This is a genomic window from Streptomyces sp. NPDC059994 (assembly GCF_042737755.1).
GTDB lineage: Bacteria > Actinomycetota > Actinomycetes > Streptomycetales > Streptomycetaceae > Streptomyces.
Map to the genome: position 1 here is coordinate 1 of NZ_JBHWUR010000064.1, position 22,287 is coordinate 22,287.

Genomic DNA, 22,287 nt, shown 5'->3' on the forward strand with positions numbered 1-22,287 from the left:
ACCCAGCACGGCCCGCAGACGAACGACAGCCCTCGGAGAGTTTCGGGAAGGGGTGCACTCAGCCCCCACCGGCCCGCACCCCAGGGGCGCGGGGGACTGCGCGAGCAACCCCCACCTGGCCGCAGACGGGGGGCGTGGGCGGCGGGGCGGAGACCCGGGGGCACAATGAAGGGGTGACCCGCGCAACTCTGGACAAGCAGCCGCACGAAGTCGCCACGATGTTCGACGACGTCGCCGCGAACTACGACCTCACCAATGACGTGCTCTCGCTCGGCCAGTCCCGGCTGTGGCGCAAGGAGGTCGCGAAGGCGGTCGACGCGCGCCCCGCCCAGAAGGTCCTGGACCTCGCCGCCGGCACGGCCACCTCGTCGCTCCCCTTCGCCGCCACCGGTGCGTACGTCGTCCCGTGCGACTTCTCCATCGGGATGCTGAAGGTGGGCAAGGGGCGCCACCCGCACCTGCCGTTCACGGCCGGGGACGCGACCGCGCTCCCGTTCAAGGACGACACCTTCGACGCCGTCACCATCTCCTTCGGGCTGCGCAACGTACAGGACACCGACGCGGCCCTGCGCGAGCTGTTCCGGGTGACGCGTCCCGGCGGGCGCGTGGTCATCTGCGAGTTCTCGCAGCCGACCTGGAAGCCGTTCCGTACGGTCTACAGCGAGTACCTGATGCGGGCGCTGCCGCCGGTCGCCACGGCCGTGTCGTCCAACCCGGACGCGTACGTCTACCTCGCCGAGTCCATCCGCGCCTGGCCCGACCAGCCCGCGCTCGCCGCGCGGCTCCAGCGGGCCGGCTGGTCCAAGGTCGCCTGGCGCAACCTCACCGGTGGTGTGGTGGCGCTGCACCGCGGCCGCAAGCCCCAGTAACCCGGCGAGCAGCACACCACCGTGGACTACCAGGCCGTCCTCCACCAGATCGCGGACGACGTCGCGCCCCTCGTGGGGCGCGGCACCCCCGCCGCCTACATCCCCGCCCTCGCCGACGTCGACCCGTCCCGCTTCGGGATGGCCGTGGCCGACCTCGAAGGCAAGGTGTACGGGGTGGGGGACTGGCAGCGGCCGTTCTCCGCGCAGTCGATCACCAAGGTCTTCACGCTCGCCCTGGCGCTCGCGCGCGGCGGCGACAGCCTCTGGGAGCACGTCGGCCGCGAGCCGTCGGGCAACCCGTTCAACTCGCTCGTCCAGCTGGAGTACGAGAACGGGATCCCGCGCAATCCGTTCATCAACGCGGGCGCGCTGGTCGTCACCGACCGGCTCCAGACCCTCACGGGTGACGCCAGCAGCGAGCTGCTGGAGTTCCTGAGGGAGGAGACCGGCAACCCGGAGCTCGCCTTCGACGCGGTGGTGGCCGAGTCGGAGGCGGCGCACGGCGACCGGAACGCGGCCCTGGCCCACTTCATGGCCTCGTACGGCAACATCGCCAACGACGTACCCACGCTCCTCGACCACTACTTCTGGCAGTGCGCCATCGAGATGAGCTGCGCGGACCTGGCACTGGCGGCCCGTTTCCTGGCCCGCCACGGCTTGCGCGCCGACGGCTCGCGGCTGCTGTCGCGCAGCGAGGCGAAGCAGATCAACGCGGTGATGCTGACGTGCGGGACGTACGACGCGGCGGGCGACTTCGCGTACCGCGTCGGTCTCCCCGGCAAGAGCGGCGTCGGCGGCGGAATCGTGGCGGTCGTCCCCGGCCACTGCACGCTGTGCGTGTGGAGCCCGGGGCTGGACGCGCGGGGCAACTCGGTGGCGGGGGTTGCGGCCCTGGACCGCTTCACGACCCTGACGGGCTTGTCGGTTTTCTGAGCCCGCGCCCTTCGTACGAGGCTGTGTCTGCGGGCCGGTGGGGGTTGCTCGCGCAGTTCCCCGCGCCCCTGGGGTGCGGGCCGGTGGGGGCTGAGTGCGCAGTTCCCCGCGCCCTTGGGAAGTGGGTGGCGTCGTGCGGTCTTTTCTCTGCGGGCCGTGCTGGGCTGGTCGCGCAGTTCCCCGCGCCCCTGGGGGGGTTGGCCCGAGCTTGGCCGAAAGACGTTCACCCACGGGGGTTTAGGGGCGCGGGACTGTGACATTTGCGGCTCCGCCGCCCCTTAGGGGCGCGGGGAACGGCGTGCTCAGCCCGAGAGGGCCCGCAGACACACAGGGGTTCAGGGGCGCGGGGAACGGCGCACTCAGCCCCCACCGGCCCGCAGGCGAAGGGCAAGCCGGTCTTGGGGGCGCGGGGCGCGACCAGCCCCACCGGCCCGCAGACACAGGTCAAGGCGACCCAGGGGCGCGGGGCGCGGCCAGCCTCCACCGGCCCGCAGACAGAGGCCGAGGCGATCCGGGCGCGCTCACAGCGACAGCCGGAAGCAATACCCCTCCCGGTCGGACGCCGGCGTAACGAACGTCTCCGCAAGCCGCATCCCGAGCCGCCGCGTTACCGCCACAGACCGCGCGTTCCGCGCGTCCACCATCGCCACCACACGGTCGACCCCGGCCGCCCGCACCCGCTCAAGAGTGGCCCGGGCAGCGGCCGTCGCGTACCCCTGGCCCCACGCGGACCGGGCCAGCCGCCACCCGATCTCCACCTCCCCCACCGGCCCCCACGCATGCGGCCACGGCTGCGCCCCGGTGAAGCCGAGCACCTGGTCGTCCTCCCCAAGGAGGGTCCACAGGCAGAACCCCCGCTCCGCGTCGTGCTTGCGCTGCCGCGCCGTCAGCTCCTCGTACACCGACAGCTCCGCCGCCGCACCCCCGTGGAACTCCATGACCTCCGGGTCGTCGAACACCTCGTGCCACGCGTACGCGTCCTCCTCGGTCGGCACACGCAGGCGCACGACGGGCGGGGACGGCAGGGACGGCGGCAGGGACGGCGGCAGGGACTTCTCCTCGGACAAGCTCATAGCGGGGCAACCCTTCGCGATAACGATCAACAGCCACCCATAGACTGCACAAGTCCCGTGCTTTCCGGCACGCAAAATCGAGTCTTCGGGAGAACCCGCTGTGACCGAGCCCCTCTCCGAACACACCGCGGATGTGATCGTCGTCGGGGCCGGCCCCGCCGGATCCACGACCGCGTACTACCTGGCCAAGGCCGGACTCGACGTACTGCTGCTGGAGAAGACCGCCTTCCCGCGCGAGAAGGTGTGCGGCGACGGGCTCACCCCGCGGGCCACCAAGCAACTGGTCGCCATGGGCATCGACATCTCCGAAGAGGCCGGCTGGCTCCGGAACAAGGGCCTGCGCATCATCGGCGGCGGCGTCCGGCTCCAGCTGGACTGGCCGGAGCTCGCCAGCTACCCCGACTACGGACTCGTCCGCAAGCGCGACGACTTCGACGAGCAGCTGGCCCGCCAGGCGCAGAAGGCCGGGGCGCGGCTGTACGAGCGGTGCAACGTCGGCAGCCCCGTCATCGACGACCGCACCGGCCGCATCACCGGCGTCAACGCCAAGCTCGGGGAGGAGAAGCGGGAAGTCACCCTCCACGCGCCCCTCGTCGTCGCCGCCGACGGCAACTCCACCCGGCTCTCCCTCGCGATGGGTCTGCACCGCCGCGAGGACCGCCCGATGGGCGTGGCCGTACGGACGTACTTCCAGTCGCCCCGCCACGACGACGACTACCTGGAGTCCTGGCTGGAGCTGTGGGACCGGCGCGGGCCCGGCGAGGACCGGCTGCTGCCCGGCTACGGCTGGATCTTCGGCATGGGCGACGGGACCTCCAACGTCGGCCTCGGCGTGCTCAACACCTCCAACTCCTTCAAGGAGCTGGACTGGCGCGAGGTCCTGAAGGCCTGGTGCGCCTCGATGCCCGAGGACTGGGGCTACACCCCCGAGAACATGACGGGCCCGATCCGCGGCGCCGCGCTCCCCATGGCCTTCAACCGTCAGCCGCACTACACCAAGGGCCTGTTGCTGGTGGGCGACGCGGGCGGCCTGGTCAACCCGTTCAACGGCGAGGGCATCGCATACGCCATGGAATCGGGGCAGATCGCCGCGGACGTCATCGTTCAGGCGCACGCCCGCGCGACCCCGGCCCAGCGCGAGCTGGCGCTGCACAACTACCCGAAGATCCTCAAGGACACCTACGGCGGCTACTACACGCTGGGCCGCGCCTTCGTGAAGCTCATCGGCAACCCGAAGGTCATGAAGATCGCGACGCAGCGCGGTCTGACCCACCCGCTGCTGATGAAGTTCACGCTGAAGATGCTCGCGAACCTGACCGACCCCACGGGCGGCGACGCGATGGACCGCATCATCAACGGCCTCTCGAAGGTGGCTCCCAAAGCTTGATCATTCAAGGCCGGATCATCACTGATCCGGCCTTGCCGAGGTGGCTCCCAAGGTCTGAGAAGGTCTGGGAGGCCCTGAGGAAGGCCTGAGGGAGGCCTGAGGAAGGCCTGAGGGAGGCCTGAGGAAGGCCTGAGGGAGGCCTGAGCGCGTCCCGTACGCGCTCGTACGGCTCGTCCGGCCCGTATCGCCAGAAGGGCCGGTGCCCCCCTCTCCGGGGAGCACCGGCCCTTCTGCGCGTCTGTGAGCGCCAGGACTAGAGAACGCGGACCGCGCCGGTCGGCCGGTCCCAGTCCATGCCGCGCTCGACCACACCGGTCGAGGAGTTCTGCGCACCGACGAACTTGCCGCCGCCCACGTAGATCGCCACGTGGTACGCGGAGCCCGCGCCGCCCCAGTACAGGATGTCGCCGGCCTGGAGGTTGGAGAGCGAGACCTGGCGGCCCGCGGTCGACTGGTCCTGCGAGACCCGCGGCAGGTCGATGCCCACCTGGCGGTACGCGGCCTGCACGAGGCCCGAGCAGTCGTACGCGCTGGAGCCCGTGGCACCCGACACGTACGCCTTGCCGACCTGCGCCAGCGCGAAGTTCACGATGGTGGCGGCCGAACCCGTCGCGGTGGAGGACGAGGTGACGGAGCTGCTGCCACCGGTCGACGTGCTCAGGGTGGTGCGCGCGGAGGAGCGGGAGGCGCGCGCGGCGGCCTCCTCCTTCGCCTTGGCCTCGGCCTCGGCCTTGACCTTCTTCTCCGCCTCGGCCTTGGCGTCAGCGTCGGCCTTGGCCTTCTTGGCGACCTTGGCGGCGCTGGAGGCGGCCGCGTTCTGCTGGGCCTTCAGCTGGAGGTCGGCGGCGACCTGCTGGGTGGCCTCGGCGGAAGCGGCGGCGGTGCTCGCGAGCCCGGTCGTGAGCGTGGGCATCTCGATGGTCTCGGTCACCGGCTGGGCGGCCTGCGCCTGACCTGTGGCGCCTGCCACCGCGATGGTGCTGAGGACGCCACCGGCAACTCCGGCACGGAGCGCGAGCTTGGAGGCGCTGCGGCGGGGCTTCCGGTGGCTGGGTATGTGAGCGGTGTGGGACATGAGGACAACCGCTATCAGGGGTTCACGGTTCCCTTCAAGAAACGTGTGCTGCGCCACAGTTGCGGTCGGGACGGACGAATCTGCCTCCTCTGAGCCCTTATTGACGCCGTAACGGGCAATCCGGGCATGCGTGATCACGGCTGTGATCATGTGGTTTTTATAAATAGTCCGAATTGCCCGTCGCCTACCATCCGTTCACACCGTTGGCCAAGCCCGGTTTAATCCGTGACGATTTCCTGTGACGCAGGTCACTTCGTATCCAGCTGTCGGCCGTCCCGTGACCGGCCCGTGATCAGCGGGGCGGGGGCGGGGTGGCGGGGGTGGTCGGCCCGGAGTTGGTTCTAGATCACTTCGAGCCGATCCGGGTCGGCCCCGGGGCGGTCCGGAGTTCGTGAACGCGTGCACAGGTCCACCCTCCGGCGAAGCTCTCACCCGCACGAGTGAGCCGCGACCCCTTATCACTCGAATGAGTCCATCGCCAATTTGCCTGTAGGGCCCATGTCTTGATAGTGCCGCACCCCTTGCGACCAGCGGTAACAGGAGTGGATGCTACGCCTTGTGATCACTCGGCCGCTTCGGGTGTGAAGATCACTGCTCATCCGACTTCATGATCCTTCGTCAGGTGGTGGAGATCACAAAGCCGTTGGCGTACCCCGTGTCGCAGATCACAGACCACCGGGCATAGGATGCGGTGCTGTCGGGCTTGTGAACTGCCTCACATGTGCGCGATCTTCGCGCGGCGAGGGGCGGCAGCGGTGCCCGTGTGCGGTCCAACGGTCAAGGACGACTGGAAGGAGCGAGGAGCGTGAATGCCTACGCGCCCATCCTCGTGCTCGGCGCCCTAGGGGCTGGGTTTGCGATCTTCTCCGTGGTCATGGCCACGCTTATCGGCCCAAAAAGGTACAACCGGGCGAAACTTGAGGCGTACGAGTGCGGTATCGAACCGACGCCCACGCCGGCCGGAGGCGGCCGCTTCCCCATCAAGTACTACCTGACGGCGATGCTCTTCATCGTCTTCGACATCGAGATCGTCTTCCTCTACCCCTGGGCCGTCACCTTCGACGCCCTGGGGGTCTTCGGGCTCGTGGAGATGCTGCTCTTCGTGCTCACCGTCTTCGTCGCCTACGCGTATGTGTGGCGGCGCGGCGGCCTGGAATGGGACTGAGGGGCTGAGGGGCACCTATGGGACTCGAAGAGAAACTGCCGAGCGGCTTTCTGCTGACCACCGTCGAACAGGCCGCGGGCTGGGTGCGCAAGGCGTCCGTCTTCCCCGCCACCTTCGGTCTGGCCTGCTGCGCCATCGAGATGATGACGACGGGCGCCGGCCGGTACGACCTGGCCCGCTTCGGTATGGAGGTCTTCCGCGGCTCACCGCGCCAGGCGGACCTGATGATCGTGGCGGGCCGGGTCAGCCAGAAGATGGCCCCGGTCCTGCGGCAGGTCTACGACCAGATGCCCAACCCCAAGTGGGTCATCTCCATGGGGGTTTGTGCGTCCTCGGGCGGAATGTTCAACAATTATGCAATTGTGCAGGGCGTCGACCACATTGTGCCGGTCGATATCTATTTGCCCGGTTGCCCGCCCCGGCCCGAGATGCTGATCGACGCGATCCTCAAGCTCCACCAGAAGATCCAGGGCTCCAAGCTCGGGGTGAACGCGGAGGAAGCCGCCCGCGAGGCGGAGGAGGCCGCCCTCAAGGCGCTGCCCACCATTGAGATGAAGGGGCTGCTGCGGTGAGCGACGACCGTACTCCCGAGGCGCCGGAGAACGGCGGCCTGCCCGCCCAGCGCGACGACACCGGTGACGTCATCGGCGTCCGCAAGGGCATGTTCGGTGCGGCCAACGGCGGCGACACCAGCGGCTACGGCGGCCTGGTGCGCACCGTGACCCTGCCGGGCGCCTCCTCCCGCCCCTACGGCGGCTGGTTCGACGAGGTGGCCGACGAACTCGAAGGCGCCCTGGAGGAGCAGGACCTGCTCCCCGAGAACGCCATCGAGAAGACGGTCGTCGACCGCGACGAGCTCACCTTCCACATCGCACGCGAGCACCTCCTGCGCGTGGCACGCACCCTGCGCGACGACCCGGCCCTGCGCTTCGAGCTCTGTACGGGCGTCAGCGGCGTCCACTTCCTGGGCGACAAGGGCCGCGAGCTGCACGCCGTCTACCACCTGCGCTCGCTCACCCACGGCCGGCTGATCCGCCTCGAAGTCACCGCCCCGGACAGCGATCCGCACATCCCGTCGCTGGTCAGTGTCTATCCGACCAACGACTGGCACGAGCGCGAGACCTATGACTTCTTCGGCCTGATCTTCGACGGCCACCCCGCCCTCACCCGGATCATGATGCCGGACGACTGGCAGGGCTTCCCGCAGCGCAAGGACTACCCCCTCGGCGGCATCCCCGTCGAGTACAAGGGCGCCCAGATCCCGGCTCCGGACCAGCGGAGGTCGTACAGCTGATGAACACCGACAGCGCAACTTCGCGCGCTTCCGCCAGGGAGACGACGGAGGGGACCGTATATACGGTCACCGGCGGCGACTGGGACGAGGTCGCCCGCACCGCCGTCCGCGCCGACGACGAGCGCATCGTCGTCAACATGGGCCCCCAGCACCCCTCCACGCACGGTGTGCTGCGCCTCATCCTGGAGATCGACGGCGAGACGGTCACCGAGGCCCGCTGCGGCATCGGCTACCTGCACACCGGCATCGAGAAGAACCTCGAATTCCGCAACTGGACGCAGGGCACCACCTTCGTCACACGCATGGACTACCTGACGCCGTTCTTCAACGAGACGGCGTACTGCCTGGGTGTGGAGAAGCTGCTCGGCATCACCGACCAGATCCCCGACCGCGCCTCGGTCCTCCGGGTGCTCCTGATGGAGCTGAACCGGCTCTCCTCGCACCTGGTCTGCATCGCCACCGGCGGTATGGAGCTCGGCGCGACGACGATCATGATCTACGGTTTCCGCGACCGCGAACTCATCCTCGACGTCTTCGAGCTGATCACCGGTCTGCGGATGAACCACGCGTTCGTCCGCCCCGGCGGGCTCGCCCAGGACCTGCCCCCGGGCGCGGTGGACCAGCTCCGCGAGTTCGTGAAGACGATGAAGAAGAACCTGCCGGAGTACGACAAGCTCGCCACCGGCAACCCGATCTTCAAGGCCCGTATGCAGGACGTCGGGTACCTCGACCTGACCGGCTGCATGGCGCTCGGCGCGACAGGACCGATCCTGCGCTCCGCGGGCCTGCCGCACGACCTGCGCAAGACCGACCCCTACTGCGGCTACGAGACCTACGACTTCGAGGTCCCCACCGCCGACAGCTGCGACGCCTACGGCCGCTTCCTGGTGCGCCTGGAGGAGATGCGCCAGTCGCTGCGGATCGTCGAGCAGTGCCTGGACCGCCTGGAGCCCGGCCCGGTCATGGTCGCCGACAAGAAGATCGCCTGGCCCGCCCAGCTCGCGCTCGGCCCGGACGGACTCGGTAACTCCCTCGACCACATCAAGAAGATCATGGGCACCTCCATGGAGTCCCTGATCCACCACTTCAAGCTGGTGACCGAGGGCTTCCGGGTTCCCGTCGGACAGACCTACGCGGCTGTCGAGTCGCCCAAGGGCGAGCTCGGGGTGCACGTCGTGAGCGACGGAGGCACCCGCCCCTACCGGGTCCACTTCCGCGACCCGTCCTTCACCAATCTCCAGGCCATGGCGGCGATGTGCGAGGGCGGCCAGGTCGCCGACGTCATCGTCGCCGTCGCGTCCATCGACCCCGTGATGGGAGGCGTCGACCGGTGACCGAGACCACGCCGACGAGCCTGGGCATGCCCCAGCTGCCCGCGCCCGATTTCCCGGCCGAGGTCCGCGCCCGGCTCGAAGCGGACGCCAAGGAGGTCATCGCCCGCTACCCGGACAGCCGCTCCGCGCTGCTGCCCCTGCTGCACCTCGTGCAGTCGGAGGAGGGCCATGTCTCCCGCACCGGGATGCGCTTCTGCGCCGAGATGCTGGACCTCACGACCGCCGAGGTGACCGCCGTCGCCACCTTCTACACGATGTACCGGCGCAAGCCCTCCGGCGACTACCAGGTGGGCGTCTGCACCAACACCCTGTGCGCGGTGATGGGCGGGGACGCCATCTTCGACGAGCTCAAGCGCCACCTCGGTGTCGGCAACGACGAGACCACCACCGACGGCAAGGTGACTCTCGAACACATCGAGTGCAACGCCGCCTGCGACTTCGCGCCCGTGGTGATGGTCAACTGGGAGTTCTTCGACAACCAGACCCCCGAGTCGGCCAGGCAACTGGTCGACGACCTGCGCGCGGGCAGGCCGGTGGAGCCCACCCGAGGGGCTCCGCTGTGCACCTACAAGGAGACCGCCCGGATCCTGGCCGGCTTCCCCGACGAGCGCCCCGGCGCCGTCGCGGCGAGCGGCGGCGCGGGCCCGGCCTCCCTGACCGGTCTGCGCCTGGCGAAGGGCGAGACCCCGCAGCCGCGCGTGGTCCACCCGCGCGGCGAGGGCCCCCGCGACGAACCTCAGCCCGGCTCCGAGCACTTGAGCTCGCATGACGCACCGCAGCAGACCTCTGCGTCCGACCCCGCGCACCCGGCGGGCCCGGTCGACGAGGAGGGGGAGTGATGACCTTGGCAGCCGAACTGAGTGGGAACGGAAACGGAAGCAGCCCCGAAAAGCTGCTGGCACCCGTTCTGTCGGCCTTCTGGGACCAGCCCGAATCCTGGACCCTGGAGACCTACCGCCGGCACGACGGCTATGAGGGGCTGCGCAAGGCCCTGGCCATGTCGCCGGACGACCTCATCGCGTACGTGAAGGACTCCGGGCTGCGCGGCCGGGGCGGCGCGGGCTTCCCCACGGGCATGAAGTGGCAGTTCATCCCGCAGGGCGATGGCAAACCGCACTATCTAGTTGTCAACGCCGACGAGTCGGAGCCCGGGACCTGCAAGGACATCCCGCTCCTCTTCGCCAACCCGCATAGCCTCATCGAGGGCATTGTGATCGCCTGTTACGCGATCAGGTCGTCGCATGCGTTCATCTATCTGCGCGGGGAAGTCGTCCCCGTACTGCGGAGGCTGCACGAGGCCGTGCGGGAGGCCTACGCGGCCGGCTACCTCGGCAAGGACATCCTGGGCAGCGGTCTCGACCTCGAACTCACCGTGCACGCGGGCGCGGGCGCGTACATCTGCGGTGAGGAGACCGCCCTGCTGGACTCCTTGGAAGGCCGTCGCGGTCAGCCCCGGCTGCGTCCCCCCTTTCCTGCGGTCGCCGGTCTCTACGCGTGCCCCACTGTTGTCAATAACGTCGAGTCCATCGCCAGCGTTCCCGCGATCCTCACTCGCGGAAAAGACTGGTTCAAATCGATGGGAAGCGAGAAGTCACCCGGCTTCACGCTGTATTCGCTCAGCGGGCACGTCGCCAACCCGGGCCAGTTCGAGGCCCCGCTCGGCATCACGCTGCGCCAGCTGCTCGACATGAGCGGCGGGATGCGCCCGGGCCACCGGCTCAAGTTCTGGACCCCGGGCGGCTCCTCGACCCCGATGTTCACCGACGAGCACCTCGACGTCCCGCTGGACTACGAGGGCGTCGGCGCGGCCGGCTCGATGCTCGGCACCAAGGCGCTCCAGTGCTTCGACGAGACCACCTGCGTCGTACGGGCGGTCACCCGCTGGACCGAGTTCTACGCCCACGAGTCCTGCGGAAAGTGCACGCCCTGCCGCGAAGGCACCTACTGGCTCGTCCAGTTGCTCCGCGACATCGAGGCGGGCAAGGGCGCCATGGGCGACCTCGACAAGCTCAACGACATCGCCGACAACATCAACGGCAAGTCGTTCTGCGCGCTCGGCGACGGCGCCGCCGCGCCCATCTTCTCCTCGCTCAAGTACTTCCGCGCGGAGTACGAGCAGCACATCACGGGCCGGGGCTGCCCCTTCGACCCGGCCAAGTCGACCCTGTGGGCCGACACCCCGCACCGCACCACGGAGGTGAACGCATGACGGTGACGACTGGCGCTCCCTCCGGCGGCGGAGAGGCGGCGGTGCCGCCGGAGGACCTGGTCTCGCTGACCATCGACGGCATCGAGATCAGCGTCCCCAAGGGCACGCTGGTGATCCGGGCCGCCGAGAAGCTCGGCATCGAGATCCCCCGGTTCTGCGACCACCCGCTGCTCGACCCGGTCGGCGCCTGCCGCCAGTGCATCGTGGAGGTGGAGGGCCAGCGCAAGCCGATGGCGTCCTGCACCATCACCTGCACCGACGGCATGGTGGTCAAGTCGCAGCTGACGTCGCCGGTGGCCGAGAAGTCCCAGCGCGGGGTGATGGAGCTGCTGCTCATCAACCACCCGCTGGACTGCCCGGTCTGCGACAAGGGCGGCGAGTGCCCACTGCAGAACCAGGCCATGCAGGTCGGCGACCCCGACACCCGGTTCGAGGGCAGGAAGCGCACGTACGAGAAGCCGGTGGCGATCTCGACGCAGGTGCTGCTCGACCGCGAGCGGTGCGTGCTGTGTGCGCGGTGCACCCGCTTCTCCGAGCAGATCGCGGGCGACCCGATGATCGAGCTCCTGGAGCGCGGGGCGCTGCAGCAGGTCGGCACCGGAGAGGGCGACCCGTTCGATTCGTACTTCTCCGGCAACACCATCCAGATCTGCCCGGTCGGCGCGCTGACCTCGGCGGCGTACCGGTTCCGCTCGCGCCCCTTCGACCTGGTCTCCTCGCCGTCGGTGTGCGAGCACTGCGCGGGCGGCTGCGCCACCCGCACCGACCACCGGCGAGGCAAGGTCATGCGCCGCCTGGCGGCCAACGACCCCGAGGTCAACGAGGAATGGCTGTGCGACAAGGGCCGGTTCGGCTTCCGGTACGCACAGAAGCCGGACCGCCTGACCACCCCGCTGGTGCGCAACGCGGCCGGTGAGCTGGAGCCGGTCTCCTGGCCCGAGGCGCTGGAGGCGGCCGCGGCCGGGCTCACGGCGGCCAGGGGCCGGGCCGGGGTGCTCACCGGCGGACGGCTGACCGTCGAGGACGCCTACGCGTACGCCAAGTTCGCCCGGATCGCCCTCGACACCAACGACGTCGACTTCCGCGCGCGCGTGCACTCCGCGGAGGAGGCCGACTTCCTGGCGGCGAAGGTCGCCGGGCGCGGCCACCTCACCGGCGAGGGCGTCACGTACGCCTCGCTGGAGAAGGCGCCCGCGGTGCTGCTCGTCGGGTTCGAGGCGGAGGAGGAGGCGCCCGGCGTCTTCCTGCGGCTGCGCAAGGCCTGGCGCAAGCACGGTCAGCGCACCTTCTCGCTCGCCACGCACCTCACCCCGGGCCTGCGGAAGGCGGGCGGCACGCTGCTGCCCGCCGCACCCGGCACCGAGACCGAGTGGCTCGACGCGCTGGCGGGCGGGGCCGGCCTGGACGGCGACGGCCCGGCCGCCGCCGAGGCCCTGCGGGCCACCGGTTCCGTCATCGTCGTCGGCGAGCGGCTGGCGGCCGTGCCGGGCGCGCTGACCGCGGCCGTACGGGCCGCCGCCGCGACCGGCGCCGAGCTGGTGTGGATCCCGCGCCGGGCCGGCGAGCGGGGTGCGATCGAGGCGGGCGCCCTGGCGGCGCTGCTGCCCGGCGGGCGCCCGGCCACCGATCCACGCGCGCGTGAAGAGGTCGCCGCGGCCTGGGGCGTACGCGAACTGCCGCACCGCTTCGGGCGGGACACCGGCCAGATCATGGAGGCCGCGGCCACCGGCGAGCTGGGCGCGCTGCTCGTCGCGGGCGTCGACCCGGCCGACCTGCCGGACCCGGTACGCGCGCGTGAAGCACTCGCCGGCGCCTTCGTGGTCTCACTGGAGCTGCGGCCGAGCGAGGTCACCGAGCGGGCGGACGTGGTCTTCCCGGTCGCGGCCGTCGCCGAGAAGTCCGGCTTCTTCCTCAACTGGGAGGGCCGGGCGCGGATGTTCGAGGCCGCGCTGAAGCCCGAGCAGATGACCCGGCGTCTGGCGCCCGCCGACGCGCGCGTGCTGCACATGCTGGCGGACGCCATGGACGTGCATCTCGCGCTCCCCGACAACCGCGCCGCGCGCGCGGAGCTGCGGGGTCTGGGCCACTGGGGCGGCCCACGCGCCACCGAGCCGCTGGAGACGGCGCACGTGCTGCCCCGGCCCGCCGAGGGCGAGGCGGTCCTCGCGGGCCACCGGCTGCTGCTCGACCTGGGCAGCCTCCAGGAGGGCGACGAGGCGCTGGCCGGGACCCGGCACGCGGCCCTCGCCCGGCTCTCGGCGGCCACGGCGGCCGAGACCGGCGTCAAGGACGGCGACCCGCTGGAGGTGAGCGGCCCCGCGGGCGCGGTCCGGCTGCCGCTGAAGGTCACCGAGATGCCCGACCGGGTGGTGTGGCTGCCGCTCAACTCGACCGGTACCGGCGTGTACGCGGACACGGGCGCGGTCCCGGGCCAGGTCGTCCGTATCGGCCCGGCGGCACAGGACGCCGCCACCGCCGCACCGGAGGTGCAGCCGTGACCGACTTCCCCGTCCGCCCCGCGGCACCGGGCGCCGCCGTCCACGTACCGGAGGTGCGCGCGTGACCCCGACCTTCCTCGCGGCCGAGGACCTCTCCCTGTTCGGCCGCGACCCCTGGTGGCTCATCGCCCTCAAGGCCGTGTTCTGCTTCGCGTTCCTGATGGTGACCGTGCTGTTCTCGATCGTCTGGGAACGCAAGGTCGTCGCCTGGATGCAGCTGCGCATCGGGCCCAACCGGCACGGCCCCTGGGGGATGCTCCAGTCCCTCGCCGACGGCATCAAGCTGATGCTGAAGGAAGACCTCATCGTCAAGCGGGCCGACAAGGTGGTCTACGTCCTGGCCCCGATCGTCGCCGCCATCCCGGCCTTCATGGCGATCGCCGTGATCCCCTTCGGGCCGTCCGGCAACGAGGTGTCGATCTTCGGCCACCGCACCACGATGCAGCTCACCGACCTGCCGATCGCGATGCTCTACATCCTCGCGTGCGCCTCGGTCGGCATCTACGGGATCGTGCTCGCGGGCTGGTCCTCCGGGTCGACGTACCCGCTGCTCGGCGGGCTCCGCTCGTGCGCGCAGATGATCTCGTACGAGATCGCGATGGGCGCCGCGTTCGCCTCGGTCTTCCTCTACTCGGGGTCGATGTCGACCTCGGAGATCGTCGCCCAGCAGCACGACCGCTGGTACATCGTGCTGCTGCCGGTCTCCTTCATCATCTACGTCGTCACCATGGTGGGCGAGACCAACCGCGCCCCCTTCGACATGCCCGAGTCCGAGGGCGACCTCGTCGGCGGCTTCAACACCGAGTACTCGTCGATCAAGTTCGCGCTGTTCATGCTGGCCGAGTACGTCAACATGGTCACCGTCTCGGCGGTGTCGACCACCCTGTTCCTGGGCGGCTGGCGGGCCCCGTGGCCCGTGTCCACCTTCTGGGAGGGCGCCAACCACGGCTGGTGGCCGATGCTCTGGTTCGTCATCAAGGTCCAGCTGCTGCTCTTCTTCTTCATCTGGCTGCGCGGCACGCTGCCCCGCGTCCGCTACGACCAGCTGATGAAGCTCGGCTGGAAGGTCCTCATCCCGGTCTCGGTCGTCTGGCTGATGCTGGTGGCGACCGTGCGCGCGCTGCGCAACGACGGCCACGACTTCTCCAAGATCGTGCTGTACGTCGGGGGCGCGGTCGTCGCGGTCCTGCTGATCTCGCTGGTCGCGGACGTCTTCCGGGGCCGCCAGGAGGAGTCGGCGGCCGAGGAGGGGCCACCACCCGCGTTCGACCCGATGGCGGGCGGATTCCCGGTGCCACCGCTGCCCGGACAGACCCTTCCACCGGTGCCTCGCCGACGTCCGCGATGGGGGTCCCCCCGCGCGAGCGAAGCCGAGCGTGGGGGAGAGCGGGAGTTGGTTGTCAGTGGTGGGTCCGATACTGAGAGTGACCGTGACGGAAGGGAGGGCGAGGGTGTCTAAGTCATCGGAACCGGCGGAGACTTCGGGGGAGCCCGGGGCTTCGTCCGAGGCCAAGTTCCTGAACCCGGTGGCCGGCTTCGGCGTGACCTTCAAGGCCATGTTCAAGAAGCGGCTGACCGAGCAGTATCCGGAGCAGCCAAAGACCACGGCTCCCCGCTTCCACGGGCGCCACCAGCTCAACCGGCACCCGGACGGCCTGGAGAAGTGCGTCGGCTGCGAGCTGTGCGCCTGGGCCTGCCCGGCCGACGCGATCTACGTGGAGGGTGCGGACAACACGGCCGAGGAGCGCTACTCGCCGGGCGAGCGGTACGGAATCGTCTACCAGATCAACTACGCCCGCTGCATCCTGTGCGGGCTGTGCATCGAGGCGTGTCCCACGCGCGCGCTGACGATGACCAACGAGTTCGAACTGGCCGACAGCAGCCGCGCGAACCTCATCTACACCAAGGAGCAGCTGCTCGCCGGCCTCGAAGAGGGCATGGTCGACTCGCCGCACGCCATCTACCCGGGCATGACCGAGGGCGACTACTACCGGGGCCTGGTCACCGAGGCCGCGCCCGGCACGGTCCGCCAGGCCGCCGTCTCCAGGGGCGAGCAGCCCGCCGACGGGGAACAGCCCGAGGAGGTGGACGCATGATGCAGCTCGCCGTCTCCGCCACGACGACCTCCACCGGGGAGGCGTTCCAGTTCTGGGTGCTTGCCACCGTCGCCGTCATCGGCGCGCTGTGCACCGTACTGATGAAGAAGGCCGTGCACAGTGCGCTGTGCCTGGCCGGGACCATGATCATCCTGGCGGTCTTCTACCTGGCCAACGGGGCGTACTTCCTGGGCATCGTCCAGGTCGTCGTCTACACCGGCGCGATCATGATGCTCTTCCTCTTCGTGGTGATGCTGGTCGGTGTCACCGCCGCCGACTCGCTGAAGGAGACCATCAAGGGCCAGCGCATCTGGGCCGCGGTCTGCGGGATCGGCTTCGGGGTGCTCCTCATCGCGGGCATCTCCAACGCCTCCCTGAAGCACTTCGACGGACTGAAGCAGGCCAACGCGGGGGGGAACGTGGAGGGCCTGGCCGCCCTCATCTTCACCAAGTACGTGTTCGCCTTCGAAATCACCGGCGCCCTGCTGATCACCTCGGCGATCGGCGCGATGGTGCTCACGCACCGCGAGCGCACCGAGCGCGCCAAGACCCAGCGCGAGCTCTCCGAGCAGCGCGTCCGCGACGGCAAGCACCTGCCGCCCCTGCCGGCCCCGGGTGTCTACGCCCGGCACAACGCGGTGGACATCGCGGGCCTGCTGCCCGACGGCACCCCGTCCGAGCTCACCGTCAACCAGACACTGCGCGGCCGGGGCCAGATCCGCGACGTGTCCAGCGAGGCGCTGTCCGACCTGAAGGCGCTGGAGCAGCGCTCCGCCGAGCGGCTCGGCCGTGAAGAGGAGGCCGCGAAGTGAACCCCGTCAACTACCTGTACCTGTCCGCCCTGTTGTTCACCATCGGCGCGGCCGGCGTGCTCATCAGGCGGAACGCGATCGTGGTCTTCATGTGCATCGAGCTGATGCTCAACGCCTGCAACCTCGCGTTCGTGGTCTTCTCCCGGATGCACGGCAACCTCGACGGCCAGATCATCGCCTTCTTCACGATGGTCGTCGCCGCGGCGGAAGTCGTCGTCGGGCTCGCGATCATCGTGTCGCTCTTCCGTTCCCGCCACTCGGCCTCGGTCGACGACGCCAGCCTGATGAAGCTGTAAGGGGTCGCTGAATCGTGGACAACCTGATTGCGCTGCTCATCGCGGCGCCTCTGCTAGGAGCGGCCGTCCTGCTGTGCGGCGGGCGGCGGCTCGACGCCGTCGGACACTGGCTGGGCACGCTGCTCGCCGCCGTGTCCTTCGGCCTCGGTGTGGCACTCTTCGCCGACATGCTCGGCCGCTCGGCCGACAGCCGGGCGGTGCACAAGCACCTGTTCAGCTGGGTCCCGGTGGAGGGCTTCCAGGCCGACGTCGGCTTCCAGCTCGACCAGCTGTCGATGACCTTCGTCCTGCTGATCACCGGTGTGGGCACGCTGATCCACATCTACTCGATCGGCTACATGGAGCACGACGAGAACCGCCGCCGCTTCTTCGGCTATCTCAACCTGTTCCTGGCGGCGATGCTGCTCCTGGTCCTCGCCGACAACTACCTGCTCCTGTACGTCGGCTGGGAGGGCGTCGGTCTGGCGTCCTACCTGCTCATCGGCTTCTGGCAGCACAAGCCCAGCGCGGCGACGGCGGCCAAGAAGGCGTTCCTGGTCAACCGGGTCGGCGACATGGGCCTGTCCATCGCCATCATGGTCATGTTCACCACCTGGGGCTCGTTCGCCTTCTCGACGGTCTTCAACGAGGTCGGCGAGACCGGCGACGGCCGCAACACCGCCATCGGCCTGATGCTGCTGCTCGCCGCGTGCGGCAAGTCCGCCCAGGTGCCGCTGCAGTCCTGGCTCGGTGACGCGATGGAGGGCCCGACCCCGGTCTCGGCCCTGATCCACGCGGCGACCATGGTGACCGCGGGCGTCTATCTGATCACCCGCTCCGGCGTCATCTTCAACGCGGTGCCGGACGTGCAGACGGTCGTGGTGGTCGTGGGCGCGGTGACGCTCCTCTTCGGTGCGATCGTCGGTTGCGCCAAGGACGACATCAAGAAGGCCCTGGCGGGCTCGACCATGTCGCAGATCGGCTACATGATCCTCGCCACCGGCCTCGGCCCCATCGGCTACGTCTTCGCGATCATGCACCTGGTCACCCACGGCTTCTTCAAGGCCGGACTCTTCCTCGGCGCGGGCTCCGTGATGCACGGGATGAACGACGAGGTCGACATGCGCAAGTACGGCGGCCTGCGCAAGTACATGCCGGTCACCTTCGTCACCTTCGGTCTCGGCTACCTCGCCATCATCGGCTTCCCGGGCCTGTCCGGCTTCTGGTCCAAGGACAAGATCATCGAGGCGGCGTTCGCCAAGGGCGGCACCGAGGGCTGGATCCTCGGCGCGGTCACCCTGCTCGGCGCGGCCATCACCGCGTACTACATGACGCGCGTGATGCTGATGACGTTCTTCGGCGAAGAGCGCTGGCGCAACGCGCCGACCCCGTCGCCGGCGGAGCCGGGCGTGGAGCCCGCGGCCGAGACCCCGGGCGCACACGCCGAGCCGCACCCGCACGAGTCGCCCGGCACCATGACGATCCCGATGATCGTCCTGGCCTTCGGCTCGGTCCTGGCGGGCGGGCTCTTCAGCATCAACGAGGCGTTCGTGAAGTGGCTGGAGCCGGTCACGAGCTTCTCGCACGGCGACTCGCCGGTGAGCGCCGGAGTCGTCACCGCGGCCACCATCGTGGTGCTGCTGGTCGGCGTGGGCCTCGCCTGGGCGCAGTACGGCCGCAAGCCGGTCCCGGTCGTCGCCCCCCGCGGTTCGCTGCTCACCCGGGCCGCCCGCCGCGACCTGCTCCAGGACGACTTCAACCACGTGGTCCTGGTCCGCGGCGGCGAGCACCTCACCCGCTCGCTGGTGTACGTCGACCACACCCTGGTCGACGGAGTGGTCAACGGCACCGCAGCGGGGTTCGGCGGGCTCTCCGGCCGACTGCGCAAGCTGCAGAACGGCTTCGCCCGTTCGTACGCGGTCTCGATGTTCGGAGGTGCGGCGGTGCTCATCGCCGCCACCCTGCTGATGAGGGCGGTGTAAGGCATGTCGTTCCCCCTCCTTACCGCGACGGCGGCGCTCCCGGCGATCGGCGCGATCGCCACCGCCGCCGTCCCGGCCGAGCGGCGGACCGCCGCCAAGTGGCTGGCGCTGCTGGTCTCGCTCGGCACGCTGGTCCTGGGCGCCGTCCAGCTCGTACGGTTCGAACCGGGCGGCGACCGCTACCAGTTGACGGAGTCCCACTCCTGGATCAAGGACTTCGGCGTCCGCTACGAGCTGGGCGTGGACGGCATCGGCGTGGCGCTGATCGCGCTCACCGCGCTGCTGATCCCGTTCATCATCGTCGCGGGCTGGCACGACGCGGACCCTTCCCCAAGCTCTCCACTTCGTTCGAGCACGGGAGGCCCCAAGGAGACCGAGAACTATCGATGGCGGCCGACCCAGGGCTTCTTCGCCCTGATCCTCGCCGTCGAGGCGATGGTGGTGCTCTCCTTCGAGGCCACCGACGTCTTCCTCTTCTACATCCTCTTCGAAGCCATGCTGATCCCGATGTACTTCCTCATCGGCGGCTTCGGCGACCGCGCCCATGAGCACGGGGACGAGGCGGCGGCCACCCAACGGTCGTACGCGGCGGTCAAGTTCCTGCTCTACAACCTGGTCGGCGGCCTGCTCATGCTGGCAGCGGTGATCGGGCTGTACGTGGTGGCCGGGACGTTCTCGCTGGACGAGATCGCGGCCGCGCGCGCGAACGGCTCGCTGGACATGGCGACCAACACCGAGCGGCTGCTGTTCCTCGGCTTCTTCTTCGCCTTCGCGGTGAAGGCCCCGCTCTGGCCGCTGCACACCTGGCTGCCGAACGCGATGGGCGAGGCCACGGCCCCGGTCGCCGTGCTGATCACGGCGGTCGTCGACAAGGTCGGCACCTTCGCGATGCTCCGCTTCTGCCTCCAGCTCTTCCCGGAGGCGTCGAAGTGGGCCACCCCGGTGATCATGGTCCTCGCCGTGATCAGCATCATCTACGGGGCGCTGCTCGCGGTCGGCCAGCGGGACATCAAGCGCCTGGTGGCGTACGCGTCGATCTCGCACTTCGGGTTCATCGTCATGGGCATCTTCGCGATGACCACCCAGGGCCAGTCCGGCGCCACGCTGTACATGGTCAACCACGGGATCTCGACGGCCGCGCTGATGCTGGTGGCCGGCTTCCTGATCTCGCGCCGCGGCTCGCGTCTGATCGCGGACTACGGCGGGGTGCAGAAGGTGGCCCCGCTGCTCGCGGGCACGTTCCTGGTGGGTGGTCTGGCGACCCTGTCGCTGCCGGGGCTCGCGCCCTTCGTCAGTGAGTTCCTGGTCCTGGTGGGCACGTTCAGCCGCTATCCGGCGATCGGCGTGATCGCCACGCTGGGCATCGTGCTGGCCGCGCTGTACGTGCTGGTGCTCTACCAGCGGACGATGACCGGCCCGGTCAAGGCCGAGGTGCAGGGCATGCCGGACCTCAGGGTCCGCGAGCTCCTGGTGGTCGCCCCGCTGATCGCGCTCCTGGTCTTCCTGGGGGTCTACCCGAAGCCGCTGACCGACATCGTCAACCCGGCGGTGCAGCACACCATGACAGACGTACACAAGAAGGACCCCAAGCCCGTGGTGGAGGCGGCCCAGTGAGTACAGCAGCAGCTGTCCACAGCCTGTGGACGACGGCGGCCGACGGCAAGGTGGACAAGATCCCTGCGCCGCACATCGAGTACGCCCAGCTTTCCCCCACGCTGATCGTGATCGGCGCGGCGGTGGTGGGCGTACTGATCGAGGCGTTCGTCCCGCGCAAGAGCCGTTACTACGCCCAGGTGTTCCTCTCCGTCGTCGCGCTCGCCGCCGCCTTCGCCGCGGTCGTCGGGCTCGCCGCCGACGGATACGGCACGACGAAGGCGCACATCGCGGCGATGGGCGCGGTGGCCGTCGACGGCCCGGCGCTCTTCCTCCAGGGCACCATTCTCCTCGCCTCGATCGTCGCGATCTTCACCTTCGCCGAGCGCCGCCTCGACCCCGACGTGCACGGCAACCGGGTCGACTCCTTCGCCGCGCAGGCCGCGTCCGTACCGGGCAGCGAGAGCGAGAAGGCCGCGGTCAAGGCCGGTTTCACGACCACCGAGGTCTTCCCGCTGGCGCTCTTCGCGATCTCCGGGATGCTGGTGTTCCCGGCGGCCAACGACCTGCTGACGCTCTTCGTGGCGCTGGAGGTCTTCTCCCTCCCGCTGTACCTCCTGTGCGCGCTGGCCCGCCGCAAGCGGCTGATGTCGCAGGAAGCGGCGGTGAAGTACTTCCTGCTCGGCGCCTTCTCGTCGGCGTTCCTGCTGTTCGGCATCGCGCTCCTGTACGGCTACGCGGGCTCGGTCCAGTACGCGACCATCGCGGACGTCGTCGACGGCACGGTCCAGACCGTGGACCCGGCGCTCGCGGGCACGATGGGCAACGACGCGCTGCTGCTGATCGGCGGCGCGATGCTCCTGATGGGGCTGCTGTTCAAGGTCGGCGCCGTGCCGTTCCACATGTGGACGCCGGACGTCTACCAGGGCGCGCCCACCCCGGTCACCGGCTTCATGGCGGCCGCCACCAAGGTCGCGGCCTTCGGCGCGCTGCTGCGGCTGCTGTACGTGGTGCTGCCCGGGATGCGGTGGGACTGGCGGCCGGTGATGTGGGGCGTCGCCATCGTCACGATGGTGGGTGGCGCGATCGTCGCGATCACCCAGACCGACATCAAGCGGCTCCTCGCGTACTCGTCGATCGCGCACGCGGGGTTCATCCTGGCGGGTGTCATCGCGACCAACGCGGACGGCATCTCGTCGGTGCTGTTCTACCTGGCGGCGTACTCGTTCGTGACGATCGGGGCGTTCGCGGTGGTCACGCTGGTGCGCGACGCGGGCGGTGAGGCGACGCACCTGTCCAAGTGGGCCGGGCTCGGGCGCCGTTCGCCCCTGGTGGCGGCCGTGTTCGCGGTCTTCCTGCTCGCCTTCGCGGGCATCCCGCTGACGTCCGGCTTCACCGGGAAGTTCGCCGTGTTCAAGGCGGCGGCGGAGGGCGGCGCGGGCCCGCTGGTCGTGGTCGGTGTGATCTCGTCGGCGATCGCGGCGTTCTTCTACATCCGGGTGATCGTGCTGATGTTCTTCAGCGAGCCGAAGGCCGACGGGCCGACGGTGGCGGTCCCCTCGCCGCTGACGATGACGACGATCGGCGTCGGTGTCGCGGTGACGCTGGTGCTGGGTGTGGCGCCGCAGTACTTCCTGGATCTGGCCAGTCAGGCGGGGGTGTTCGTGCGCTGACGCTCCGCGGGGGCGGTTC

Annotated in this window: 19 protein-coding genes; 17 read left to right on the forward strand and 2 right to left on the reverse strand. The window is 69.6% G+C overall.

What is annotated here, in order from left to right; genetic code table 11:
- Positions 1-173 precede the first annotated feature (173 nt).
- Positions 174-869 (forward strand): demethylmenaquinone methyltransferase, encoded by a 696-nt coding sequence (locus ACFWA7_RS26565; protein WP_385825536.1) that lies wholly within the window; start codon positions 174-176, stop codon positions 867-869.
- A gap of 21 nt (positions 870-890) precedes the next feature.
- On the forward strand, positions 891-1,802 hold the full coding sequence (locus ACFWA7_RS26570) for a glutaminase (RefSeq protein ID WP_385825538.1): 912 nt from the start codon (positions 891-893) through the stop codon (positions 1,800-1,802).
- Between the two features lie 521 nt (positions 1,803-2,323).
- On the opposite strand, the gene ACFWA7_RS26575 is transcribed toward ACFWA7_RS26570, so the two are convergent.
- Positions 2,324-2,875: a GNAT family N-acetyltransferase gene (locus ACFWA7_RS26575; protein ID WP_385537998.1), complete on the reverse strand. Its 552-nt coding sequence runs from the start codon at positions 2,873-2,875 to the stop codon at positions 2,324-2,326.
- A 100-nt stretch (positions 2,876-2,975) separates the two neighbouring features.
- On the opposite strand from ACFWA7_RS26575, the gene ACFWA7_RS26580 reads away from it, so the two are divergent.
- Positions 2,976-4,262 carry a geranylgeranyl reductase family protein gene (locus ACFWA7_RS26580; RefSeq protein WP_385825540.1) on the forward strand — a complete coding sequence of 429 codons (1,287 nt, stop codon included), beginning with the start codon at positions 2,976-2,978 and terminating at the stop codon, positions 4,260-4,262.
- 253 nt (positions 4,263-4,515) lie between these two features.
- Here the strand turns inward: ACFWA7_RS26580 and ACFWA7_RS26585 are convergent, their stop codons facing one another.
- On the reverse strand, positions 4,516-5,337 hold the full coding sequence (locus ACFWA7_RS26585) for a C40 family peptidase (RefSeq protein WP_385538004.1): 822 nt from the start codon (positions 5,335-5,337) through the stop codon (positions 4,516-4,518).
- An 805-nt stretch (positions 5,338-6,142) separates the two neighbouring features.
- Between ACFWA7_RS26585 and ACFWA7_RS26590 the strand changes: the two genes are divergently transcribed.
- The 14 genes from ACFWA7_RS26590 to nuoN all read left to right on the forward strand — a co-directional run bounded on the left by ACFWA7_RS26590 (position 6,143) and on the right by nuoN (position 22,268).
- The gene (locus ACFWA7_RS26590) at positions 6,143-6,502 is read left to right on the forward strand and encodes an NADH-quinone oxidoreductase subunit A (protein WP_007383963.1); all 360 of its coding nucleotides are present in this window, start codon (positions 6,143-6,145) and stop codon (positions 6,500-6,502) included.
- A gap of 17 nt (positions 6,503-6,519) precedes the next feature.
- A complete protein-coding gene (locus tag ACFWA7_RS26595) occupies positions 6,520-7,074 on the forward strand; it encodes an NADH-quinone oxidoreductase subunit B family protein (protein WP_067163033.1) in 555 nt (184 codons plus the stop codon).
- The gene (locus ACFWA7_RS26600) at positions 7,071-7,796 is read left to right on the forward strand and encodes an NADH-quinone oxidoreductase subunit C (RefSeq protein WP_385538007.1); all 726 of its coding nucleotides are present in this window, start codon (positions 7,071-7,073) and stop codon (positions 7,794-7,796) included. Before ACFWA7_RS26595 ends, ACFWA7_RS26600 begins: the two co-directional genes overlap by 4 nt.
- On the forward strand, positions 7,796-9,130 hold the full coding sequence (locus ACFWA7_RS26605) for an NADH-quinone oxidoreductase subunit D (protein ID WP_385538010.1): 1,335 nt from the start codon (positions 7,796-7,798) through the stop codon (positions 9,128-9,130). The genes ACFWA7_RS26600 and ACFWA7_RS26605 overlap by 1 nt, the downstream gene beginning before the upstream one ends.
- Before the next feature lie 26 nt (positions 9,131-9,156).
- Positions 9,157-9,969 carry an NADH-quinone oxidoreductase subunit NuoE gene (gene nuoE / locus ACFWA7_RS26610; RefSeq protein ID WP_385538084.1) on the forward strand — a complete coding sequence of 271 codons (813 nt, stop codon included), beginning with the start codon at positions 9,157-9,159 and terminating at the stop codon, positions 9,967-9,969.
- Positions 9,969-11,339 carry an NADH-quinone oxidoreductase subunit NuoF gene (gene nuoF, locus ACFWA7_RS26615; RefSeq protein WP_385825542.1) on the forward strand — a complete coding sequence of 457 codons (1,371 nt, stop codon included), beginning with the start codon at positions 9,969-9,971 and terminating at the stop codon, positions 11,337-11,339. Before nuoE ends, nuoF begins: the two co-directional genes overlap by 1 nt.
- Positions 11,336-13,837: an NADH-quinone oxidoreductase subunit G gene (locus ACFWA7_RS26620; protein ID WP_385825544.1), complete on the forward strand. Its 2,502-nt coding sequence runs from the start codon at positions 11,336-11,338 to the stop codon at positions 13,835-13,837. The genes nuoF and ACFWA7_RS26620 overlap by 4 nt, the downstream gene beginning before the upstream one ends.
- 61 nt (positions 13,838-13,898) lie before the next feature.
- Entirely contained in the window at positions 13,899-15,296 is a 1,398-nt protein-coding gene (gene nuoH / locus ACFWA7_RS26625; RefSeq protein WP_385825546.1) for an NADH-quinone oxidoreductase subunit NuoH, read from the forward strand.
- Positions 15,289-15,933 (forward strand): NADH-quinone oxidoreductase subunit NuoI, encoded by a 645-nt coding sequence (gene nuoI, locus ACFWA7_RS26630; protein WP_385538021.1) that lies wholly within the window; start codon positions 15,289-15,291, stop codon positions 15,931-15,933. Before nuoH ends, nuoI begins: the two co-directional genes overlap by 8 nt.
- Positions 15,933-16,745: an NADH-quinone oxidoreductase subunit J gene (locus ACFWA7_RS26635; RefSeq protein WP_385538087.1), complete on the forward strand. Its 813-nt coding sequence runs from the start codon at positions 15,933-15,935 to the stop codon at positions 16,743-16,745. The genes nuoI and ACFWA7_RS26635 overlap by 1 nt, the downstream gene beginning before the upstream one ends.
- Positions 16,742-17,041 (forward strand): NADH-quinone oxidoreductase subunit NuoK, encoded by a 300-nt coding sequence (gene nuoK, locus ACFWA7_RS26640; protein WP_385538024.1) that lies wholly within the window; start codon positions 16,742-16,744, stop codon positions 17,039-17,041. Before ACFWA7_RS26635 ends, nuoK begins: the two co-directional genes overlap by 4 nt.
- Before the next feature lie 14 nt (positions 17,042-17,055).
- Positions 17,056-19,002, forward strand: coding sequence for an NADH-quinone oxidoreductase subunit L (gene nuoL / locus ACFWA7_RS26645; RefSeq protein ID WP_385538027.1), 1,947 nt, complete (start codon positions 17,056-17,058; stop codon positions 19,000-19,002).
- 3 nt (positions 19,003-19,005) lie between these two features.
- Entirely contained in the window at positions 19,006-20,616 is a 1,611-nt protein-coding gene (locus ACFWA7_RS26650) for an NADH-quinone oxidoreductase subunit M (RefSeq protein ID WP_385538030.1), read from the forward strand.
- Entirely contained in the window at positions 20,613-22,268 is a 1,656-nt protein-coding gene (gene nuoN / locus ACFWA7_RS26655; protein ID WP_385538033.1) for an NADH-quinone oxidoreductase subunit NuoN, read from the forward strand. The genes ACFWA7_RS26650 and nuoN overlap by 4 nt, the downstream gene beginning before the upstream one ends.
- The last annotated feature ends 19 nt before the right edge of the window (positions 22,269-22,287 follow it).